The sequence below is a fragment of the Flavobacterium sp. FlaQc-48 genome (genome assembly GCF_044007335.1).
Taxonomy (GTDB): domain Bacteria; phylum Bacteroidota; class Bacteroidia; order Flavobacteriales; family Flavobacteriaceae; genus Flavobacterium.
In genome coordinates this window covers 83,750-102,750 of record NZ_JBIPCR010000014.1, presented here as the reverse complement: position 1 = coordinate 102,750, position 19,001 = coordinate 83,750, and the positions used below count along the sequence as shown (strand labels likewise).

Genomic DNA, 19,001 nt, shown 5'->3' with positions numbered 1-19,001 from the left:
TTCACTTTGAAAAGGAAATTATCTCATTTTCAAATTGACAAATTGTCTCATTAAACTAGGGATAACGAATATCCGACCTGTGATAGGATTTGTGGATTTTAATCCTAAATTTTCTTGAGCGAATATCCATAATTTAGATTTTTTTAATCTGTTTTTTACTTAAAGATTGCTTTTGAATTCCAGACAACGAAAAAAGATCCAATAATCTAAGAAGTCTGCCAATCTATTTTTTCTAATTAATAATAAACTTCTTCATTCACACAAAACGGCATTTTTTTATGCTCAAAAACGGCTATTATATTTTGTGCTGCACAAACTGCCATGGCATTTCTGGCTTCGAATGTTGCTGAGCCAATATGTGGTAAAATACAACAATTTGGTAAGGATAATAGCGGGTTATCTTGGTTCATTGGTTCCGGATTGGTAACATCCAGGCCGGCACCCCAGATGATATTATTAGTCAGAGCGTCAAACAAATCGGTTTCATTATGGAATTTCCCTCTTGCTGTATTAATGAAAATAGAACCAGGTTTCATTTTAGCAAAAGTATTTTTATTGAAAAGTTCGTTGTTTTCTGCGCTGTAATTAGAATGAATGCTCAAAACATCGCTTTGTGAAAGTAACGTTTCAAAATCTACATATATAGCGTCAAGTTCTTTTTCTGCATTTTCATTATGAGAACGATTGTGGTATATGATGTTCATTCCAAAAGCAGCTTTACACTTTTTGGACATTTCAAAACCAATTCTGCCCAAACCAAATATGCCTAATGTTTTGCCGTAGAGTTCCTGGCCTAAATTTGATAATGCATTAAAACTTCCCCATTCTCCGTTTATAATTTTTTTGTGATTATAAAAGGATTTTCTGGCTACGCTTTGCATCAATAAAAAAGCAACATCTGACGTCGCCCTGCTTAAAACATCAGGCGTATTTCCAACGGGTATTTTTCGATTATTAGCGGATGGAATGTTGACGGAATCAAATCCAACAGAAAATAAGGCGATACCTTTTAAATTAGGGCATTGCTGAAAAAAATCTTCATCTAAAGTATTGGATCCAACGTTAAGAAGAACATCATTTTCCTGACAGATTTTTATGAACTCATTTCTGGACAATACATTCTCTGTTGGATTTATGGTAAAATTGATGCCTTTTTCCTGAAGTAACAAAATGCCTGCCTCTGGGATATCTTTATTTATAAAAACCTTCATTTTGTGTTGTTTTTATTCTTTATAACGGTTTGTTTATGCGTCCTGTTTTTTTATCAAATCCATACGGACAATGACGACAGCCGCTTTTGCAGCAATAGCCTCTTTTTAAATGATGTTTTTCGGTAAAGCATTTATACCCTTCGGGTGTATAGTAAAAATCTTCGCCTTCGATTAATTTATTTTCATTACTTTGCTCTTTCATAAATCTGCTTCGCGTTCGTATTCGGATAACTTTACAATCAAAAATAAAAATATTTGATTGTGATTTTATTGAAATTGAACAATTTTATAGCTACAAATTTATAAATTTTACAGCCAATGTTTCTGATTGTTGCTAAATATTTAATTCCAAATGGATATCGGGGAATGGCTGTGTTCCCTTTTGTATTGATGAAGTATGATGCTGATAAAGGGGATAAAATTTTCGTCAATCATGAAAAAATCCATTTAAGACAGCAATTGGAACTTTTAATTATTCCGTTTTTTATTATGTATGTGCTGGAATATCTAATTCGGCTTATTCAATATAAAAATGCAGCTTTAGCCTATCGAAACATCAGTTTTGAAAGAGAAGCCTATGCGAAAGAAACTGATTTTAATTATTTGAAAAACAGATCGGTTTTTCAATTTCTACATTATATTACTTTAAAATAAAACAATTTTGAATCAACCCATTCCTATTCATTTCCCAAACGATATTTCTTTAACCATAAAACGGGAAGATTTGATTCATCCGTTTGTATCCGGAAATAAATTCAGAAAATTAAAATACAACCTGCTTCAGGCGAAAACCGAAAAAAAAGATACCCTATTAACTTTTGGCGGAGCATTCTCGAATCATATTGCTGCGGTCGCGTATGCAGGAAAAGAACAAGGGTTTAAAACGATTGGCATTATTCGCGGAGATGAACTTTTGGGTAAGATTGAAGAAAATCCAACTTTAAAATTCGCTCAGGAAAATGGAATGCAATTTGAATTCGTTTCACGAGAAGAATATCGTTTAAAAAATGAAGGATCATTTTTAGAAAAACGGAAAGAGAAGTATGGCGATTTTTATTTAGTTCCCGAGGGCGGAACAAACGAATTGGCTGTAAAAGGCTGTGAAGAGATTTTAACTGATGAAGATGCAGCTTTTAATTATGTTTGTTGCGCTGTTGGAACGGGCGGTACAATTGCAGGATTGATAAATAGTGCATTGCCAAATCAGAAAATTTTAGGGTTTCCGGCGTTAAAAGGTGACTTTTTAACCGATGAAATTCGTATTTTTGCAAAACAAGATAACTGGAATTTAATTTCTGACTATCATTTTGGAGGTTATGGCAAGATAAATTTAGAATTAATCGAATTCATTAATACTTTTTTTAAAGAAACAAAAGTGCCCTTAGATCCAATTTATACGGGGAAGATGGTTTTTGGCGTTATAGATTTAATCAGCAAAAATTATTTTCCTGCGCATTCAAAAATAATACTCATTCATACCGGCGGATTACAGGGAATTGAAGGAATGAATATAAAGTTGAAGCAGAAAAAATTACCAATACTTAAAAACAATGATTAAAAAAATTGTATTGCTCTTTACTATAATAGTTTTGGCAAGTTGTTCATCCAGCAAACCAACTATTGCAACGACCAGGAAGGCAGCAGCGGTTCAGAAACCACGAGTGGCGACGACTAAAAAAACGACTCCCGTTAAACCAATTGGTAAAAATTATCCTTCTACAAATAACACAACTGAGGTAATTCAATCGACTTCAAAAACAGTTGTCACCAGCGATTTAATCAATAATTATATTTTGCAATTCAAAGATATTGCAATGGGAAATATGCAGAAATATGGTATTCCTGCAAGTATTATTCTGGCACAGGGAATTCTGGAATCCGGTGCGGGAAAAGGTGATTTGGCAGTAGAAGCAAACAATCATTTCGGAATTAAATGTCACAAAGACTGGTTAGGTGAAAGTGTTCGCCATGATGATGATTCGGCCCAGGAATGTTTTAGGAAATATCCTGAAGCTGCTGAATCTTATAGAGATCACGCTTTGTTTCTGGTTGGAAAAAACAGATACGCCACTTTGTTTACTTACGAGAAAGACGATTATAAAGCCTGGGCAAAAGGATTAAGGGCAGCAGGTTATGCGACAGACCCAAATTATCCGGACAAATTAATAAGTTATATCGAAAGATACAATCTGCATCAATACGATTGCCAGGTTACCGGAAGAACTTATAAGCCTTTTGAGAAACCGACTACAGTTAAAAATTCTTCAACTCCGGCTAAAAGTTTATCAAATTCTAATTCGAACGATCCTAATTTATACGAAGTACAGCAAGGAGATACATTGTATTCGATTTCAAAAAAATTCAACGTATTGGTTGATGATTTAAAACGAAAAAACAATCTGTCAGACAATGCCATTTCGATTGGGCAGAGGCTGAAGGTGAAATAATTGTAAATTACTATTCCATTCTTACGTTTTGTAGTTTGAAGCTAAAATAAAATTATAAATAGGTATTAGATTAGTTTTCTTGAAATTTAAGAAGTCTAACAATCTAACATCTAACAATCTAAAAATAAAATGATCTATAAAAGAAGTAGTCAGCTTTTTGCTGAAGCAGAAAAAGTAATTCCGGGAGGAGTAAATTCACCAGTTAGAGCCTTTAAAGCGGTTGGTGGAACACCTATTTTTGTAAAAAGTGCCAAAGGTGCTTATTTGTATGATGAGGACGGAAATAAATTAATAGATTATATCAACTCCTGGGGGCCAATGATTTTAGGTCATGCGTATCAGCCGGTTGTTGATGCCGTAATTGAAAAAGCAAAACTGGGAACTTCATTTGGAATGCCAACAGAACTGGAAACTCAAATCGCAGCTTTAGCGGTTTCTATGGTTCCGAATATTGATAAAATACGATTTGTAAATTCTGGTACAGAAGCGTGTATGAGTGCGATTCGTCTGGCTCGCGGATTTACAAAAAGAGATAAAATAATAAAATTTGCAGGTTGCTATCACGGACATTCAGATTCGTTTTTGATTCAGGCAGGAAGTGGAGCCGTAACTTTTGGTTCTCCAAACAGTCCCGGAGTTACAGAAGGAACAGCAAAAGACACTTTGTTGGCGAAATACAATGATTTAGAGAATGTAAAAACCCTGATCGAAGCCAATAAAGGGGAGATTGCGGCGATTATTATCGAAGCAGTTGCAGGAAATATGGGTTGTATCCCGCCTCAAAAAGGTTTCTTAGAAGGTTTAAGAGCATTGTGTACCGAAAACGGAATTTTATTAATCTTTGATGAGGTAATGACGGGTTTCCGTCTGGCTCGCGGAGGAGTTCAGGAATTGTATAATATCAACGCTGATATTGTCACTTTCGGAAAAGTAATTGGTGGAGGTTTACCTGTTGGTGCTTTTGCTGCACGCGAAGAAATCATGAATTATTTAGCGCCGCTTGGACCTGTTTATCAGGCAGGAACCTTATCCGGAAATCCGTTAGCGATGGCTGCAGGATTAGCGATGTTACAAGCATTAGACAATGATCGGGAAATATTTACCCGTTTAGAAGAAAAAACAGCTTATTTAGAAACTGGAATTGACAGGGTTTTAAAAGCAAATAAGGTTGTTTTTACTATCAATAGAGTAGGTTCTATGATTTCGGTTCATTTTGATGCTAATCCGGTTGTTGATTTTCAAACGGCTGCAAAAGGAGATAATGAAACGTTTAAGAAATTCTTTCATGGCTTATTAAACGAAGGCGTTTACATTGCACCATCAGCGTATGAGACCTGGTTTATAACAGATGCATTGACCTATGAAGATTTAGATTTCACTATTAATGCGATTGACAAAGTTTCAAAAACATTTTAATATATAAAAAGAGGCTTAAAGCCTCTTTTTTTTGATCTCAATTACATTTTATCTTTTCGGTGATCTTTCATTTTGTCTTTATGTTCTTTTTGAATTGCTGTCCATTTTTTATATTGATCCGCATTCAAAATAGATTTCATTTTAGCATCTGTTGCTTTGTGATCTTCTTCCATTTGTTTTTTCATGGCTTTTTTCTCAGCATCAGTTGGTGCTACACCAGTATCTTTTCTGCTTTTTTTAAGCATTTCCATTTTAGTACTTCTGTCAGATAAAAGTTCGCCAACTTGTTTTTGCTGATCAGCACTTAAATTTAGGTCAGTTGTTAATTTTTGCAAATGAGCCTGATCGCGTTCTTGTGGAGTTTTATGATCTCCGTGTCCTTTATGATGACCTTTACCTTCATGATCTTTTTTAAGGGCAGTCCATTTTGTGTACTGATCTGCGTTTAGGATCGCTTTCATTTTAGCATCGTTTGCTGCTTTTTCAGTTTCTATCTGTTTTTTAAAAGCTTCTTTTTCTGCAGCAGTAGGATTTGTTTTACTGTCTTTTCTTGAATCTTTAAACTTTTCGGCTTTAGCACTTCTTTCTGCCAGTAATTGTTTTACCTGATCTTGTTGTTTCTTATCTAAACTCAATTCAGAAGTTAACTTTTGTAAATGTTTTTCATTACGTTGTTCCGGAGTTAATTTTTCTCTTTGATCACGTGCAGGTTTCTGATTGATGTCCTGAGCAAAACTTACTATTCCTACGAATAATAAAGCTGCTATAAATAATTTTTTCATAATTCGTTTTCTTTAAGGTTTATATGAGTTAGACTTCAATAACTTTGCTAAGTTTAACGAACTTGTCAGATTTACCTTTTAATTAACAGATAGTATTAATGAAAACATAATATTATTAAAAAATAAAAAAGAGACCTTAAGACCTCTTTCAATGTTATTATTCATTTTTTTCTTTACGATATTCTTTCATTTTTTCTCTTGCTTTGTCTTTATTTTCTTCCTGAATAGAAGTCCATTTTTTGTATTGATCTGCATTTAGGATCGCTTTCATTTTTGCCTCATTAGCATTTTTTTCATCTGTCATTTGTTTTTTAAAAGCTTCTCTTTCTTCAGCAGTAGGTTTTACATTTCCGTCTTTTTTTACTTGACGTGCTTCTCTAAATTGTTCTGCTTTGGCACTTCTGTCAGCTAAGAGCTGCTTTACTTGTGTTTGTTGATTTGCATCTAAATTTAAATCAGAAGTCAGTTTCTTTAATTGTTTGTCATTACGCTGCTCGGGAGTTAGTCTTTCTCTTGGTTCGCGTGAAGGTTTCTGATCTGCTTCTTGTGCAAAACTTGCTACTCCAACGAATAACAAAGCTGCGATAAATAATTTTTTCATGAGGTACGTTTTTTAATTGTTATGCTAATTAGACTTTACCCAATTCAATAGGTTTAATCTGATAATCAGAATTATAGTTTATTTAACAAAACAAAAAAATGTTTTGGGATATTGTCTGTTGATTTATAATAGCATTTTGATTGTTCTAATTATGCCAGATCATCATTTTTGTAAGAATATTTTTTTAAATTTGTGGTGTTTTGACAGTTTTAAAATAGAATTACAGAAAAAAATATGCAAGATTTATTTAATAAGAAAAATAAAAACCACGTTCTTAAAGCCATAAATAATGAGATGTCTTATCAGAAATTAACTGCTGCGGAATTACATCAGTTTGTACAGCATTGGAATTATGATGACGGACTCGAACCTTTTAAATGGATTATCAAACAAAAATATCTGGATAAAGGAACAGCGCTTTGCCTGTATTGGATGTTGCAGCCGGATTATTTCTGTAAATTCAAAAACGAAGAGGAAATCAAAGAAGATATCAATTATGAGACTTATGAAATAATAAAAGAAATTGAAGAAAGATATGTTTCTGGTTTTTATGTAGATAAAAATTATTCTTTTGATCCAAAGGAAGAGTTTTTAGGGCAGAATTCCAATACAAAATGTATTTCCGAAGAAATGCTTACGCCGTCAGAGGGAAGTCTTTTTGAACGATTGGATATTGAGTTTGCTTTTTTAAGAAATCCCACCGAAAAAGAGCTAAAAACAATTAGTACGAAGATAGCAGATGCTATAAAAATGATTCAAATTTCAAATCCTGATTTTGTTTATGATGAAACAGATGATGCCATTAACGCTATAATTGAAAGCGTTGAATATTGGAAAACGAAAGAATTAGGAAAAATAAAAATTAAGAACCTCTCTTATTTATGGATGGATTGTGTTCATAAAAAACACCATTGGGACTGGATTATTTGGGATTGGGAAACCGGAAATAATGTAGGAGTTACAAATAGCACAAAAGAATTAACGTGTTTGGCAGATACTATTATAAACCATACTATAGACGGATTTCAGCCAACTTCGATAATCTCAGATTTATATAAAGATTTGGCAGGTGTAAATGATTTTTATGACTTGAAGAGAGATCCTTACAGCGGCATTGGTTTGCTTTTTAGTACAGATCATTTGAAGTTTAAAGAATAGTCATGGCATTAAGAAAAATTACAGTTGAAGATAATGTTTATCTATACAAAAGCACTACTGGATTTGGACTTAATACAGAAATAACGACATTTGAAATAATAATATTCTTAAAAGATTTTAAACAAACCCCATTAAAAATTAATTGTATTACATGGGAAGATTTGTATGCTGGGAATCCCTTAAATACTGGTGTAAACCTAACTAAAATAGGTGCTAAAAAAGAAGAATTTGTCAATTTAAACAGACCTAAATATATTAGAGAATGCATTTTGTATGGTTTGAAGATTGGCTGGAATGGTCAAAACAAAGTAGAACCTATTGATGGTTTAGAGATACTAATGAGTTTAGGTTTTGATGTTTCCGGACTGCGTCCAAAAGATGGGTCTGTTATAGCGTATGGTAAAGAATATCTAAAATAAGTTGATTTTCTCATGGTCAGAAATTTACTTCAGAATTAATTGCGTACTTTAGTAAAAGCAGAAGTTAAAACCCAAAATAAACAATCATGAGTTTAAATACCACATCAAACACTAATAAAATTGCCTTTTTTTCGACGCAGCCTTACGACAAGTCTTTCTTTAATAAATACAATGAAGATTTTGGTTTTGAATTGGATTTTTTTGAAACCCAACTGAATCCTCAAACTGTAATTCTAATCGAAAATGCCTCTATAGTTTGTGTTTTTGTAAATGATATTGTGAATGAAGCGGTGATCAAACAATTGGCAGAAAAGAATGTGAAAATTATTGCTTTACGCTGTGCCGGCTTTAATAACGTCGATCTGGAAGCAGCAAAAAAGCATAATATAAAAGTATGTCGGGTACCGGCATATTCTCCTCAGGCGGTTGCAGAACATGCAATTGCGATGATTTTGACCTTAAACAGAAAAACACACAAGGCATACAATAGAGTTCGTGAACAAAACTTTTCGTTAAACGGATTATTAGGTTTTGATTTATTCGGAAAAACAATCGGAATTATTGGAACAGGAAATATCGGGAAAGCTTTTGCAAAAATTGCTTTAGGTTTTGGATGCAAAGTTTTGGCCTATGATATTGTCGCAAATCCGGAAATGGAAAAAGACGGAGTAAAATTCGTATCCCTTGAAGAGATTTTTAAATCGAGTGACATTATTTCATTGCATTGCCCTTTAAACGAACAAACCAAACATATCATTAATAGCAAGTCAATTGCTTTGATGAAAGACAGCGTTATGATTATCAATACAAGCCGTGGCGGATTAATAGAAACAGCTTGTGTAATCGAAGGCTTGAAAGAAGGTAAAATAGGATATCTCGGAATTGATGTTTACGAACAGGAAGAAAAATTATTCTTCAGAGATCTTTCAGCTGATATTATCCAGGACGATGCGATTCAGCGTTTAATGAGCTTTCCGAATGTTTTGGTAACCGCGCATCAGGCCTTTTTTACCAATGAAGCTTTAACACAGATTGCTTTAGTAACCTTCAATAATATAAAATCTTTGCTGACCACTAATGCTATAGAAAACAAAGCAGCTTTGCTGGTTTAAAATGAATTAGATTGGCAAACCTAACAGGTTTTTAAAACCTGTTAGGTTTTTCTCATCGAATATTCGCTGTGTTTAAACATATAAAAAATAATAAGTATGAAAAATAAAATTTTAGTGGTAGTTATGATTCTGGGAATGATTTCATGCCAAAATAAAGATAAAACGGACGACAAAAGTATAATCAAAACAATTGCCGAAGATACTTTGTCAAAAACAGTTGCAGGAACTGCCGATGTTAGCGATGCTCCTGTAAAAGATGATAAAGCAGTCGAGCTGATTCGCAAACAATTGAATGTTCTGTTAAAGGCAGAGCTGCAGGCAATGACAAAAGACGACCGGTTCTTTTATTACGATGCTTTCGATTTGAACAATGATCAGAAAAACGAATATTTCGTTGGTTTCGCTAACCCTTATTTCTGCGGAAGCGGAGGCTGCACAGGATATATTCTAAACAATGACGGAAGTGTAATCAACAAGTTTACTGTAACCGATTTTCCAATTTTAGTTACAACATCACCGACTGAAAAATTTTATGATCTTATATTTGAGACTGGAGGAAAATTTCATGTTTTAAAAATGAAAAACGGTAAATATCCTTCCAATCCATCCGTTCAGGAAGTTTGGAAAGGCGATATTCCTAAAGAAAACACGAAGGTTTTGGATATTCAAGGGAAGAAATTAGAGAAGTATTCGTTTTAGGATAAAATAAAAAACCCGACAAATTTTTGAAAATTTGTCGGGTTTTTATTATCACTCGAATTTAATTAAATTACCTTCAGAGAATTCTGAATTATATTGCTTAAATAAAACCTTTCTAGCCTGATCTCCAGCTTTAACTATTTTTGATTTGGATTGAAAACAGATTTGAGAGAAAATGTTAATTGAATCTAGTTCTATCTTACACTTATAAAATTCGATTGTTGTGATTAACTGTTTAGTTGCATCTTTTCTTTCTTTATTTCTATTTCTAGGTTTGACATCTTTTGATTCAATAAAATGGATGTTTTTGTTCTCATATATTACCCAATCACACTTTTTTGTGTCTTCATTTTTCATTATTGAATATTCGTTTTCTAGAAACAAAATCTTCTTTAATTTTTCGTTATCTAAACAGAGATTCCAGTATTCCTCTTCAGTTTTTAATTGAACTGTTGAATCTTTAATTTCTTCAAGATAATAAATATGATTTTCTAATATTTTGTAGCAAACATCTTTTTTTAGATCAGGAAAATTCGCTAATAACTCTTCGCAACTCATAAATCTAATAATTTATCAAATTCGTCAACAAAAGTGTCAGAAACCGAGTCAATCATATTATCTGCAATTTGACCTAATTTATCATTCATTATTAATTTTGCTTTTCCATTTTTTAATTCATAAGCAATAAAGTTTTTTGGGTCTATCCAAGATTCTTTTTTTATAATTTTATTTGCTTCTTTTGGATATTTTTGTCCCTTATTATATGCTAATAATAAATTATTTACAGATGCCAAAACAAAAGGACTATGAGTAGTAAGAATTAAATTCTTCCTGTCAAATAAGCAATTTTTAACTAAATATTTAATTAATTCATGTTGTGCTTTTGGATATAAATTCAATTCTGGTTCTTCAACAACAAAATTGAAATTGTACTTTTCTTTCAATGATTTTGAATACTCAACTAAAAGAAGAATTGGAATTATTGATTGTAGGCCTGATGCAGATTCTAATAGATTAACTTTTTCAGTTTCATTGTGATAAATAAATGAATTTTGGCCCTCTCTTTTATATTTGATTTTTTTATCAATTATGCTCAATGATAGCTCATTTACAGTATTAATAGCTTTTTCATATTCTTGACCACTATTTAATAAATATTTGGGAATTTGAATATTATTGTTTATCAAACCTAATGTATTTGTAGAAATAATATGTAGAATATTTCTTTCTGTTGGAATATATATAGAATCGTATAAAAATATATTTGAGAATATATTTACTAATGTTTCATAAAGTTCTAAATAATTCTCAAAATTTTTTTCTTTATCTAAAATTTCTAAAATTTCATCTACTAAATCTTCTGTAAAAAAATCCTTGTTTTTTTGATTAAAATAATAATTTTTAAATTTAGTTTTTTGTTCATTTTCAGGGAAAAGATTAAGAATTTTTATCTTAAAATTTATGTCATTTAATTTAGAATGATCTATACTTCCTTTTGTTAAAAATTTAAAATTTTTAATTGTTTTAAATTTGATTTTAGGAATATCTTCTTTTTTAATTCCTCTAAATAGTTCTATTATATTAGGAATAGTTTGTTTCTCAAATTTTCCAGATGAAAATCTTAACGTAAATGGGTAAACAAATTCGCTGTTTTTGTACTGAATGAATGTGTTTTGATTTAAGTATGAATAAATATTATACTTACGTAATTCTGATTCAAATGTGGTTTCTGAATTTCTTCTAAAATCATCATCTTCAAATATCGAAATTAATTTAGCCAAAGTACTTTTTCCAGAAGCTTGCGCACCAATAAAAGTAACCATTTCTCTAACTTCGATTTCAATATCTTTTAAAGGCCCGAAATTTTTAACAATAAGTTTTGCTCTTTCCATGTTTTCAAAATTAAGGAAAATTTTTATATAAGAAAAAGGAGCTTCAATAAAAGCTCCTTTTTAATTTAATATGTTTTTAAAGGAAATTATTCCACCAATTCTACAAACTTAAACTCACCTTCAACAGCCACTTTAGTCAAGCCGTGTTTAGATAAATTTTTCATAGACGCATCCCATTTTTTACCGCTTAAATTTGCAGTAATTTTTAATTGCTGAAGATCCATTTTATTTTCATTTCCTTTTAATAGATCTACGATAAATTTCTCTTCGTCAGAAAGTTCTATTGACGCTTGTTTTTTCTCCGGACGCATTTGCGGGAACAATAAAACTTCCTGAATCGATGCGTTATTTGTTAAGTACATAATCAAACGATCCATTCCAATTCCCATTCCTGATGTTGGAGGCATACCGTATTCTAATGCTCTTAAGAAATCTTCATCGATAACGCCGTTAGCTTCATCATCACCTTTTTCAGCCAAACGCATTTGGTCTTCAAAACGCTCACGCTGATCGATAGGGTCGTTCAATTCAGAGTATGCATTTGCAATTTCTTTACCACAAACCATTAATTCAAAACGTTCAGTAAGTTCCGGATTATCGCGGTGTTCTTTACATAAAGGCGACATTTCTTTAGGATAATCCGTGATGAAAGTAGGCTGAATATAATTTCCTTCACATTTCGCTCCAAAAATCTCATCAATCAGTTTCCCTTTACCCATTGTATTATCAACGTCAATTCCCATACCTCTGGCAGCGTCAAACAATTCCTCTTCCGTTTTACCTGAAATATCAAAACCTGTAAAATGTTTGATAGAATCTGTCATGGTAACACGGGCATACGGTGCTTTAAAGTTAATTTGGTGTTCACCAAAAGTAACTTCACTGGTTCCGTTTACAGCAATTGCACAATGCTCTAATAAGCCTTCAGCAAATTCCATCATCCAGTTGTAGTCTTTGTAGGCTACATATATTTCCATTGCGGTAAATTCAGGATTATGCGTTCTGTCCATACCTTCATTTCTAAAGTTTTTCGAGAATTCATAAACACCTTCAAATCCACCAACAATTAATCTTTTTAAATACAATTCGTTTGCAATACGCATGTAAAGCGGAATATCAAGCGAATTATGGTGTGTAATAAACGGACGTGCCGCAGCTCCACCAGGAATCGATTGTAAAACCGGAGTCTCCACTTCAAGATATCCTGCATCGTTAAAATAACCGCGCATTGCAGTATACAACTTCGTACGTTTGATAAAGTTTTCCTTTACTTGCGGATTCACTGTTAAATCTACATAACGCATTCTGTAGCGTAATTCAGGATCATTAAAAGCATCATGCACGTTTCCATCTTGATCAACCTTTGGTAAAGGCAGCGGGCGAAGCGTTTTGCTTAAAAAAGTAAATTTTTCTACACGAATACATTGTGCTCCAACTTGTGTGATAAATAATTCTCCTTCAATACCAATAAAGTCGCCTAAATCAGTTAGTTTTTTAAATACAGTATTGTATAAAGTTTTATCATCACCTTCACACAAAACATCGCGATTCACGTACAATTGTATACGTCCTTCGCTATCCTGCAATTCAGCAAAAGAAGCTTTTCCGTGATCTTTAACACTCATCAAACGTCCCGCAACGATTACCTTCTTACCTTCTTCAAACGACTCCTTAATTTGCTTCGAAGTATGATTTACAGGAAAAAGATTAGCCGGATAAGGATTGATTCCTAAGTTGCGTAAGTTTTGAAGTTTTTCTCTTCGGATGATTTCTTGTTCTGATAATGCCATTTTGTGCTCTTTTTTAAGTGTGCAAAGATAAAGAAAAGAATGTAGATTTTAGAATGCAGTTTTTAGATTTTTTGTAGCAGTAATTTATTGCATTTCAAAGACCTTTTGTCCCGCTATCCGCTTGTATCTTTTTTGCAGAAAAAGCAAAAAAGGATACCACTGCTATCGGGGCTAGAGTAGAAGTTTTAGTTTTTAAAAGGTATTTTTGGTTGGGGTCTATATAAGTCTTTCCACAATATTGTTATCCTGAGGAACGAAGGATCGCACTAGTTGGACGAAAATAATTATTAGCATTCTTTACAGCATTTCGGGTATGATCCTTCGTTTTGCAGGATGACAAAAAAGAGAACAGCAATCATAAATACAAACAATAATATGATTAAACAATTAAAAATAGTCTTCGTATATTTGATGAAAAATTAGTCTTATGAAATTATACAAACTACTTAGTTTTTCTTTTTTGTTAGCAACACTAACGAGTTGCACCTTAACCGAAAATATTTATGTAAACGATAACGGAACCGGAAAGTTTTCTATTGATATGGATGGTTCGTCTTTGATGGCAATGGCAGGAGATCAAATGGGAGCTGATGCTAAAAAGAATATCGATTCTACCTTTACCTTCAAACAATTATTTGAACAAAAAAAAGACAGTATTGCAAAATTATCTCCTGAAGCTCAAAAAGAACTTAAAAAGCTTGAGAACTTTGTAGTGAGTACCAAAATGAATGGAGAGAAAAAGGAGTTTTTAATGTCAATTTCTACTGATTTTAAAAATGTAAATGAATTACAAGATGCATTGCAATCCCTGAGTGCACTTCAAAAATTAGAAGGAGGAGCAAATAGCTCAACACCTTTTGCAAAAGGGTTAGGAGATAACAACAGTAAATTAAGTTATACCTACGACGGAAAGAAATTTACGCGTAAAGCAGTAATCGATAAACAAAAATTAGCGGCAAAAGCGAAAGATTCTACAGCAGATATGTCTAAAATGATTTTTGCTTCTTCCAATTATATTATAAAATATCATTTTCCTAAACGAATCAAAAAAGTTTCAAACCCAAATGCTTTGTTTAGTGAGGACAGAAAATCAATTACAATTCAATACCCTTTTACGGATTATATGGAGAATCCTGACAAACTCAACTTCGATGTAGAGTTTGAAAAATAATTAAAATGAACAAAAAAATTCAACTTCAGGATTTAGGAAGTAGAGATTATAAATCGACCTGGGAATATCAGGAAGAACTTTTTAAAGCTATAGTCGACTTAAAAATCAAAAACAGAAGAGAAGAACTTGATTTAGAGACACCAAATTATTTGCTGTTTGTAGAACACCCACATGTTTATACTTTAGGTAAAAGTGGTGATCTGGAAAACTTGTTGTTAAATGAAAAACAACTCGAAGCCAAAGGGGCAACCTTTTATAAAATCAATCGGGGTGGTGATATTACTTATCACGGCCCGGGACAAATCGTAGGTTATCCTATTTTGGATTTAGAAAATTTCTTTACCGATATTCATAAATATTTGCGTTTTCTGGAAGAATCTATTATTCTTACTTTAGAAGAATACGGTTTAAAATGCGGACGAAGTGAAGGCGAAACAGGAGTGTGGCTCGATGTAGGAACGCCGTTTGCACGTAAAATATGTGCGCTTGGTGTACGTGCCTCACGTTGGGTAACCATGCACGGGTTTGCTCTGAATGTAAATGTAGATTTAGGTTATTTCGATAATATTATTCCTTGTGGCATTCGCGGAAAAGGAGTTACCTCATTGCAAGTAGAACTTGGTGTAGAAAGAGTAGATGAAACTGAAGTTAAAGCAAAAATAGTCAAACATTTGACACAGTTATTCGAAGCCGAATTTATTTAACAGCTTCAAAAGTAATATACATAGTATGAGAAATGCTGAAGAAAATAACAATTACAGAATTGAAGTTCCTTCAGCATTTAATACTGTTTTTTCTCATTTTTATTTTGCCGAAAACAAATCGGGATACCCTGTTACCAAAACATTATTGCCTGGTTTTCAAACCATTTTAGTATTTAATTTTGGGGCAAATTCCTCATTCAGGTCATATCAGAACAATCTTCTCAAAGTAGAAAAATGCATGGTTTTAGGACCTATAAAACAAGCGTTTGAGTATACACTAGAACCCAAATCTGAAATTTTAGTAGCTAATTTTAAAGAAGATGCTTTTTACAGATTCTTTGGTAATGTACTTTTAACGCATTCTTTACCCATTCATCCGGATGCTTTAATTCCTGATAATTGTTTTTCTGTTTTATGGGAAGAACTTAAAAAGTTGTCCGATACCAAAGAACGTGTTGCTTATATCTTAGAATTCTGTAAGCCTTATTTACGTGAACAAAATGCTATATCGACACTGTTGGCAGAGTTTAAAGAAGAAGCTTTGAATCCTATTAAGGCAATAGCTTCAAAAATAAATCAGACAGAGAGAAATGTTCAACTCAATCAAAAGAAGTTTTTTGGTTACACCATTAAAGAAATCAGTCGCTACGAGCGTTTTTTTAAAGCAGTTGGCTTGATTCAAAAAAGTGCAGTTACTTCAGCTAAAATAGATTGGATTTTTATAGTGGATCAATGTGGTTATTATGATCAGAGCCAGCTCATACACGACTTTAAATATTATATGAATATTTCTCCAACAAAATTCCTCCAATTTCAAAACGATATTTGCAGCTCAAAAGCCTATTAAAAATTGGTTTTCGTTTTCTTACAATTGCTGCTGAAACTTGGGGGCTACATTTGTCATGTTCAATCTTAAAAATAGAAAACATGAAAAATTTAATTATTTACGCACACCCAAATTCAGCTAGTTTAAATCATTTCTTGAGACAAACTGTAGTTGAAAGTCTTCAGGAATCCGGACAGGATATTATCGTTCGTGATCTAAACGAAATCAATTTTAATCCGGTTTTGTCTCTGGAAGATATGCACGGACAACGAATGGGGCAAGTTGCAGCTGATGTTAAAACAGAACAAGATTTTATTACCTGGGCTGATCAGATTATTTTTATTTATCCAATTTGGTGGACGGGGATGCCCGCGATAATGAAAGGCTATATTGATCGTGTTTTTAGCTACGGATTTGCGTATCGATACGATAAGGGTATTCAAAAAGGTTTGTTGACCGGAAAACATACTATAATCATTAATTCACACGGAAAATCAAACGCAGAATATAAAGCAGTGGGAATGGACAAAGCTTTGGGATTAACTTCAGATTTCGGAATTTTTAATTATTGCGGACTAGAAATCAAAAAACATTTTTATTTTGACAAGGCCGATAAGGCTTCTGAAGAAAATGTTTCAGAGTGGAAGAGTCAAATTCAAACTGTTTTTAAATCAACCGATGAGGTCTCTGTTGTTTGAATTCATTTGAAATAAGATTACTAAAATACAAAATGATTAATTAAAATATCAGGTGTCAAATTGCAGAGATGTTGTAGTTTTATAAGTTTTTTATTCTAAATTTGGTTGTATACTTTTAATAAAAGCTTTAACTAAATTTAATTTAAGAACTTATGAGAAAAATCTACTTTATTTGCTTCCTTTTTATGCTTAACAGTCTTTTTGCTCAAAAGAAGGATAAATTAACTCCAATTGCGATTTATGAAAAAGCATGGTCAGAGCACAACAGTGATGCAAGATTAAAAATACTAAAAACAATCTGGCTCGATGACAGTACTTTTGAAGATCCTTCGGCCTCTGTAAAAGGTATAGTGGCATTGAATAATGTTATAAATGAATTTTATAAAAAATTTCCGGATGCTCTATTAACATCGGGTTCAAAAGTGGTAAAAGACAACTATGTAAGTTGGGACTGGAAAATTCTGGATTCAAAAAATAAATTGATAATGGGAGGTCGGGATTTTGCGCGGTTAAATGGAAAAGGGCAGATAAGCAAGATTATCGGGTTTTGGAACCCGGAAGTAACTTTATCGGAAGCTGAAATTTTAGAGCATCTTGAAAGTGATAATTTTAAAATTGTCGCACAATATTATGAAAGCGTTTTTAAGACCCGAGATCTTACCACGATGGCACATTTAATCGAAGAAGGGGCAATTTACAGTCAGGCAGAAGGTTTGCCTTATGGAGGAACTTATAGAGGATTTAATGAATGGACTAAAATGTATGCAAAGTCAGCTGAATTTTTTGATTTGGAAATAGAAAAAGAGCCTGTTTATTTTAGCGATGCTACAAAAAATGAAGTAATAATTTATTTTACCATAAAATGCAAAGCAAAGAAATCTGGTAAAACCCTTTCAGTGCCGGTTTCAGAACATTTTGATTTGAAAAACGGAAAAATTACTGCAATAAGACCTTTTTATTTTGACACAAAGCAATTTGCGGAATTCCTGAAAAGCAGAAAATAATAAAGATGACGGTACTCTTGGTTATTATAGATATCAAATAAGAAGGCTTATCAAATAGATAAGCCTTCTTTGTTATTCTTCAAAATTCAATTCCAGTTGGTCAGGCAATAGTCTGAAACTCATGCGGTGATATTTAGTAGTGCCATATTTTCTAATGGCATCACGATGCTCTTTAGTAGGATATCCTTTATTCTGTTTCCAGTTGTACATCGGGAATTCTTCGTGAATTTGATCCATATATTCATCGCGATACGTTTTTGCTAAAACAGAAGCCGCAGCAATACTTAAAAATTTAGAATCACCTTTTATAATGCTTTGATTGGGGATAGACTTTAAGAATGTTATTTCGTCATTAGAAAACTGTTTCCCAAAAGTGTTCTTGAGGCCTAATTTTGCATTCAGTGAACGATTACCATCTACAATAATAAATTCAGGAACCTGATTTAATTTTAATATACATTCCTGCATTCCTTTCATCGATGCATTTAGAATGTTTATTTCATCAATTTCATCAGGAAGTAAATGAGTAACAGAAAAACATAATGCATGTTCTTCAATTATTGGTTTTAATAACATTCTTGTTTTTTCAGACAACTGTTTACTGTCATTTAAAAGGATATTTTCAAAATTATCGGGTAAAATGACAGCTGCTGCAGTAACAGGACCAGCCAAACATCCCCTGCCAGCTTCATCAGTTCCGGTTTCTAATAGGTATCCCGAGAAATTTTTTTGAAGCATTTTCTGGTTTTTTGTATTTACGGGACAAATATTGTAAAAATTTTTAATAGAATTTATGCTGTTTTTCGAAATATATGCTTGGATTTATCAAAAAGTTAAAAAAAGATATAAATTTCATGATGTTCATAAAAGTTAACATTGTTTTTTATGAGGTTCATGGTTTAGGGACTGTCGGTGTTAAAATTTTGTTAAGTGTTTAATTTACGTAAATTTGAATTTTTTGCAAAATTTAAAGAATACAGCTATTAAAAATAATGAATTCTATCCTTTTTATGACTGATGTTAATAGATTATTAATGATTTAGACTAAAATTAAGTTAAAAAGTTTTGGTG

Annotated in this window: 21 protein-coding genes; 13 read left to right on the top strand and 8 right to left on the bottom strand. The window is 32.5% G+C overall.

The features are described from left to right. Nucleotides 1–236 precede the first annotated feature (236 nt). Together ACHRWY_RS19890 and ACHRWY_RS19885 are read right to left on the bottom strand one after the other, a co-directional pair. Nucleotides 237–1,211, bottom strand: a complete 975-nt coding sequence (locus ACHRWY_RS19890; protein WP_395356997.1) for a 2-hydroxyacid dehydrogenase — start codon at nucleotides 1,209–1,211, stop codon at nucleotides 237–239. Nucleotides 1,212–1,230: 19 nt separating this feature from the next. Next, nucleotides 1,231–1,413: a DUF5522 domain-containing protein gene (locus ACHRWY_RS19885; RefSeq protein WP_059115986.1), complete on the bottom strand. Its 183-nt coding sequence runs from the start codon at nucleotides 1,411–1,413 to the stop codon at nucleotides 1,231–1,233. A 116-nt stretch (nucleotides 1,414–1,529) separates the two neighbouring features. Between ACHRWY_RS19885 and ACHRWY_RS19880 the strand changes: the two genes are divergently transcribed. From ACHRWY_RS19880 to hemL, 4 genes are all read left to right on the top strand, one after another. Continuing rightward, nucleotides 1,530–1,865 carry a hypothetical protein gene (locus ACHRWY_RS19880; RefSeq protein ID WP_395356996.1) on the top strand — a complete coding sequence of 112 codons (336 nt, stop codon included), beginning with the start codon at nucleotides 1,530–1,532 and terminating at the stop codon, nucleotides 1,863–1,865. 7 nt (nucleotides 1,866–1,872) lie between these two features. Beyond that, nucleotides 1,873–2,769: a 1-aminocyclopropane-1-carboxylate deaminase/D-cysteine desulfhydrase gene (locus ACHRWY_RS19875; protein ID WP_395356994.1), complete on the top strand. Its 897-nt coding sequence runs from the start codon at nucleotides 1,873–1,875 to the stop codon at nucleotides 2,767–2,769. Beyond that, nucleotides 2,762–3,658: a glucosaminidase domain-containing protein gene (locus ACHRWY_RS19870; RefSeq protein WP_395356993.1), complete on the top strand. Its 897-nt coding sequence runs from the start codon at nucleotides 2,762–2,764 to the stop codon at nucleotides 3,656–3,658. The genes ACHRWY_RS19875 and ACHRWY_RS19870 overlap by 8 nt, the downstream gene beginning before the upstream one ends. A gap of 129 nt (nucleotides 3,659–3,787) precedes the next feature. Next, the gene (gene hemL, locus ACHRWY_RS19865; RefSeq protein ID WP_395356991.1) at nucleotides 3,788–5,074 is read left to right on the top strand and encodes a glutamate-1-semialdehyde 2,1-aminomutase; all 1,287 of its coding nucleotides are present in this window, start codon (nucleotides 3,788–3,790) and stop codon (nucleotides 5,072–5,074) included. Between the two features lie 41 nt (nucleotides 5,075–5,115). Here hemL and ACHRWY_RS19860 read toward each other — a convergent pair whose 3' ends face one another. Then, nucleotides 5,116–5,856, bottom strand: coding sequence for a hypothetical protein (locus ACHRWY_RS19860; RefSeq protein WP_395356990.1), 741 nt, complete (start codon nucleotides 5,854–5,856; stop codon nucleotides 5,116–5,118). Between the two features lie 157 nt (nucleotides 5,857–6,013). Then, nucleotides 6,014–6,457, bottom strand: a complete 444-nt coding sequence (locus tag ACHRWY_RS19855; protein ID WP_395356988.1) for a hypothetical protein — start codon at nucleotides 6,455–6,457, stop codon at nucleotides 6,014–6,016. A 234-nt stretch (nucleotides 6,458–6,691) separates the two neighbouring features. Between ACHRWY_RS19855 and ACHRWY_RS19850 the strand changes: the two genes are divergently transcribed. The 4 genes from ACHRWY_RS19850 (at nucleotide 6,692) to ACHRWY_RS19835 (ending at nucleotide 9,845) form a co-directional block, all read left to right on the top strand. Beyond that, nucleotides 6,692–7,615, top strand: a complete 924-nt coding sequence (locus ACHRWY_RS19850) for a DUF4274 domain-containing protein (protein ID WP_395356987.1) — start codon at nucleotides 6,692–6,694, stop codon at nucleotides 7,613–7,615. Nucleotides 7,616–7,617: 2 nt separating this feature from the next. Continuing rightward, a complete protein-coding gene (locus ACHRWY_RS19845) occupies nucleotides 7,618–8,034 on the top strand; it encodes a hypothetical protein (protein ID WP_395356986.1) in 417 nt (138 codons plus the stop codon). 86 nt (nucleotides 8,035–8,120) lie between these two features. After that, on the top strand, nucleotides 8,121–9,146 hold the full coding sequence (locus tag ACHRWY_RS19840) for a 2-hydroxyacid dehydrogenase (RefSeq protein ID WP_395356984.1): 1,026 nt from the start codon (nucleotides 8,121–8,123) through the stop codon (nucleotides 9,144–9,146). A 96-nt stretch (nucleotides 9,147–9,242) separates the two neighbouring features. Then, on the top strand, nucleotides 9,243–9,845 hold the full coding sequence (locus ACHRWY_RS19835; RefSeq protein ID WP_395356982.1) for a hypothetical protein: 603 nt from the start codon (nucleotides 9,243–9,245) through the stop codon (nucleotides 9,843–9,845). A 51-nt stretch (nucleotides 9,846–9,896) separates the two neighbouring features. Here the strand turns inward: ACHRWY_RS19835 and ACHRWY_RS19830 are convergent, their stop codons facing one another. The 3 genes from ACHRWY_RS19830 to lysS all read right to left on the bottom strand — a co-directional run bounded on the left by ACHRWY_RS19830 (nucleotide 9,897) and on the right by lysS (nucleotide 13,527). After that, complete coding sequence (locus tag ACHRWY_RS19830; protein ID WP_395356980.1) at nucleotides 9,897–10,403, bottom strand: hypothetical protein; 507 nt, start codon at nucleotides 10,401–10,403, stop codon at nucleotides 9,897–9,899. Then, complete coding sequence (locus ACHRWY_RS19825) at nucleotides 10,400–11,737, bottom strand: AAA family ATPase (protein ID WP_395356978.1); 1,338 nt, start codon at nucleotides 11,735–11,737, stop codon at nucleotides 10,400–10,402. Before ACHRWY_RS19825 ends, ACHRWY_RS19830 begins: the two co-directional genes overlap by 4 nt. An 86-nt stretch (nucleotides 11,738–11,823) precedes the next feature. Next, the gene (lysS, locus tag ACHRWY_RS19820; protein WP_395356976.1) at nucleotides 11,824–13,527 is read right to left on the bottom strand and encodes a lysine--tRNA ligase; all 1,704 of its coding nucleotides are present in this window, start codon (nucleotides 13,525–13,527) and stop codon (nucleotides 11,824–11,826) included. 427 nt (nucleotides 13,528–13,954) lie between these two features. Here lysS and ACHRWY_RS19815 point away from each other — a divergent pair, with 427 nt between their 5' ends. From ACHRWY_RS19815 to ACHRWY_RS19795, 5 genes are all read left to right on the top strand, one after another. Then, the gene (locus tag ACHRWY_RS19815; protein ID WP_395356974.1) at nucleotides 13,955–14,698 is read left to right on the top strand and encodes a hypothetical protein; all 744 of its coding nucleotides are present in this window, start codon (nucleotides 13,955–13,957) and stop codon (nucleotides 14,696–14,698) included. Between the two features lie 5 nt (nucleotides 14,699–14,703). Beyond that, entirely contained in the window at nucleotides 14,704–15,402 is a 699-nt protein-coding gene (gene lipB / locus ACHRWY_RS19810; protein ID WP_395356972.1) for a lipoyl(octanoyl) transferase LipB, read from the top strand. Nucleotides 15,403–15,427: 25 nt separating this feature from the next. Further along, entirely contained in the window at nucleotides 15,428–16,249 is an 822-nt protein-coding gene (locus ACHRWY_RS19805; RefSeq protein WP_395356970.1) for an AraC family transcriptional regulator, read from the top strand. 80 nt (nucleotides 16,250–16,329) lie between these two features. Then, nucleotides 16,330–16,926 (top strand): NAD(P)H-dependent oxidoreductase, encoded by a 597-nt coding sequence (locus ACHRWY_RS19800; protein ID WP_395356968.1) that lies wholly within the window; start codon nucleotides 16,330–16,332, stop codon nucleotides 16,924–16,926. A 152-nt stretch (nucleotides 16,927–17,078) separates the two neighbouring features. Beyond that, entirely contained in the window at nucleotides 17,079–17,930 is an 852-nt protein-coding gene (locus ACHRWY_RS19795) for a nuclear transport factor 2 family protein (protein WP_395356967.1), read from the top strand. 72 nt (nucleotides 17,931–18,002) lie between these two features. Here the strand turns inward: ACHRWY_RS19795 and ACHRWY_RS19790 are convergent, their stop codons facing one another. After that, on the bottom strand, nucleotides 18,003–18,668 hold the full coding sequence (locus ACHRWY_RS19790; protein WP_395356966.1) for a ribonuclease HII: 666 nt from the start codon (nucleotides 18,666–18,668) through the stop codon (nucleotides 18,003–18,005). Nucleotides 18,669–19,001: the final 333 nt, after the last annotated feature.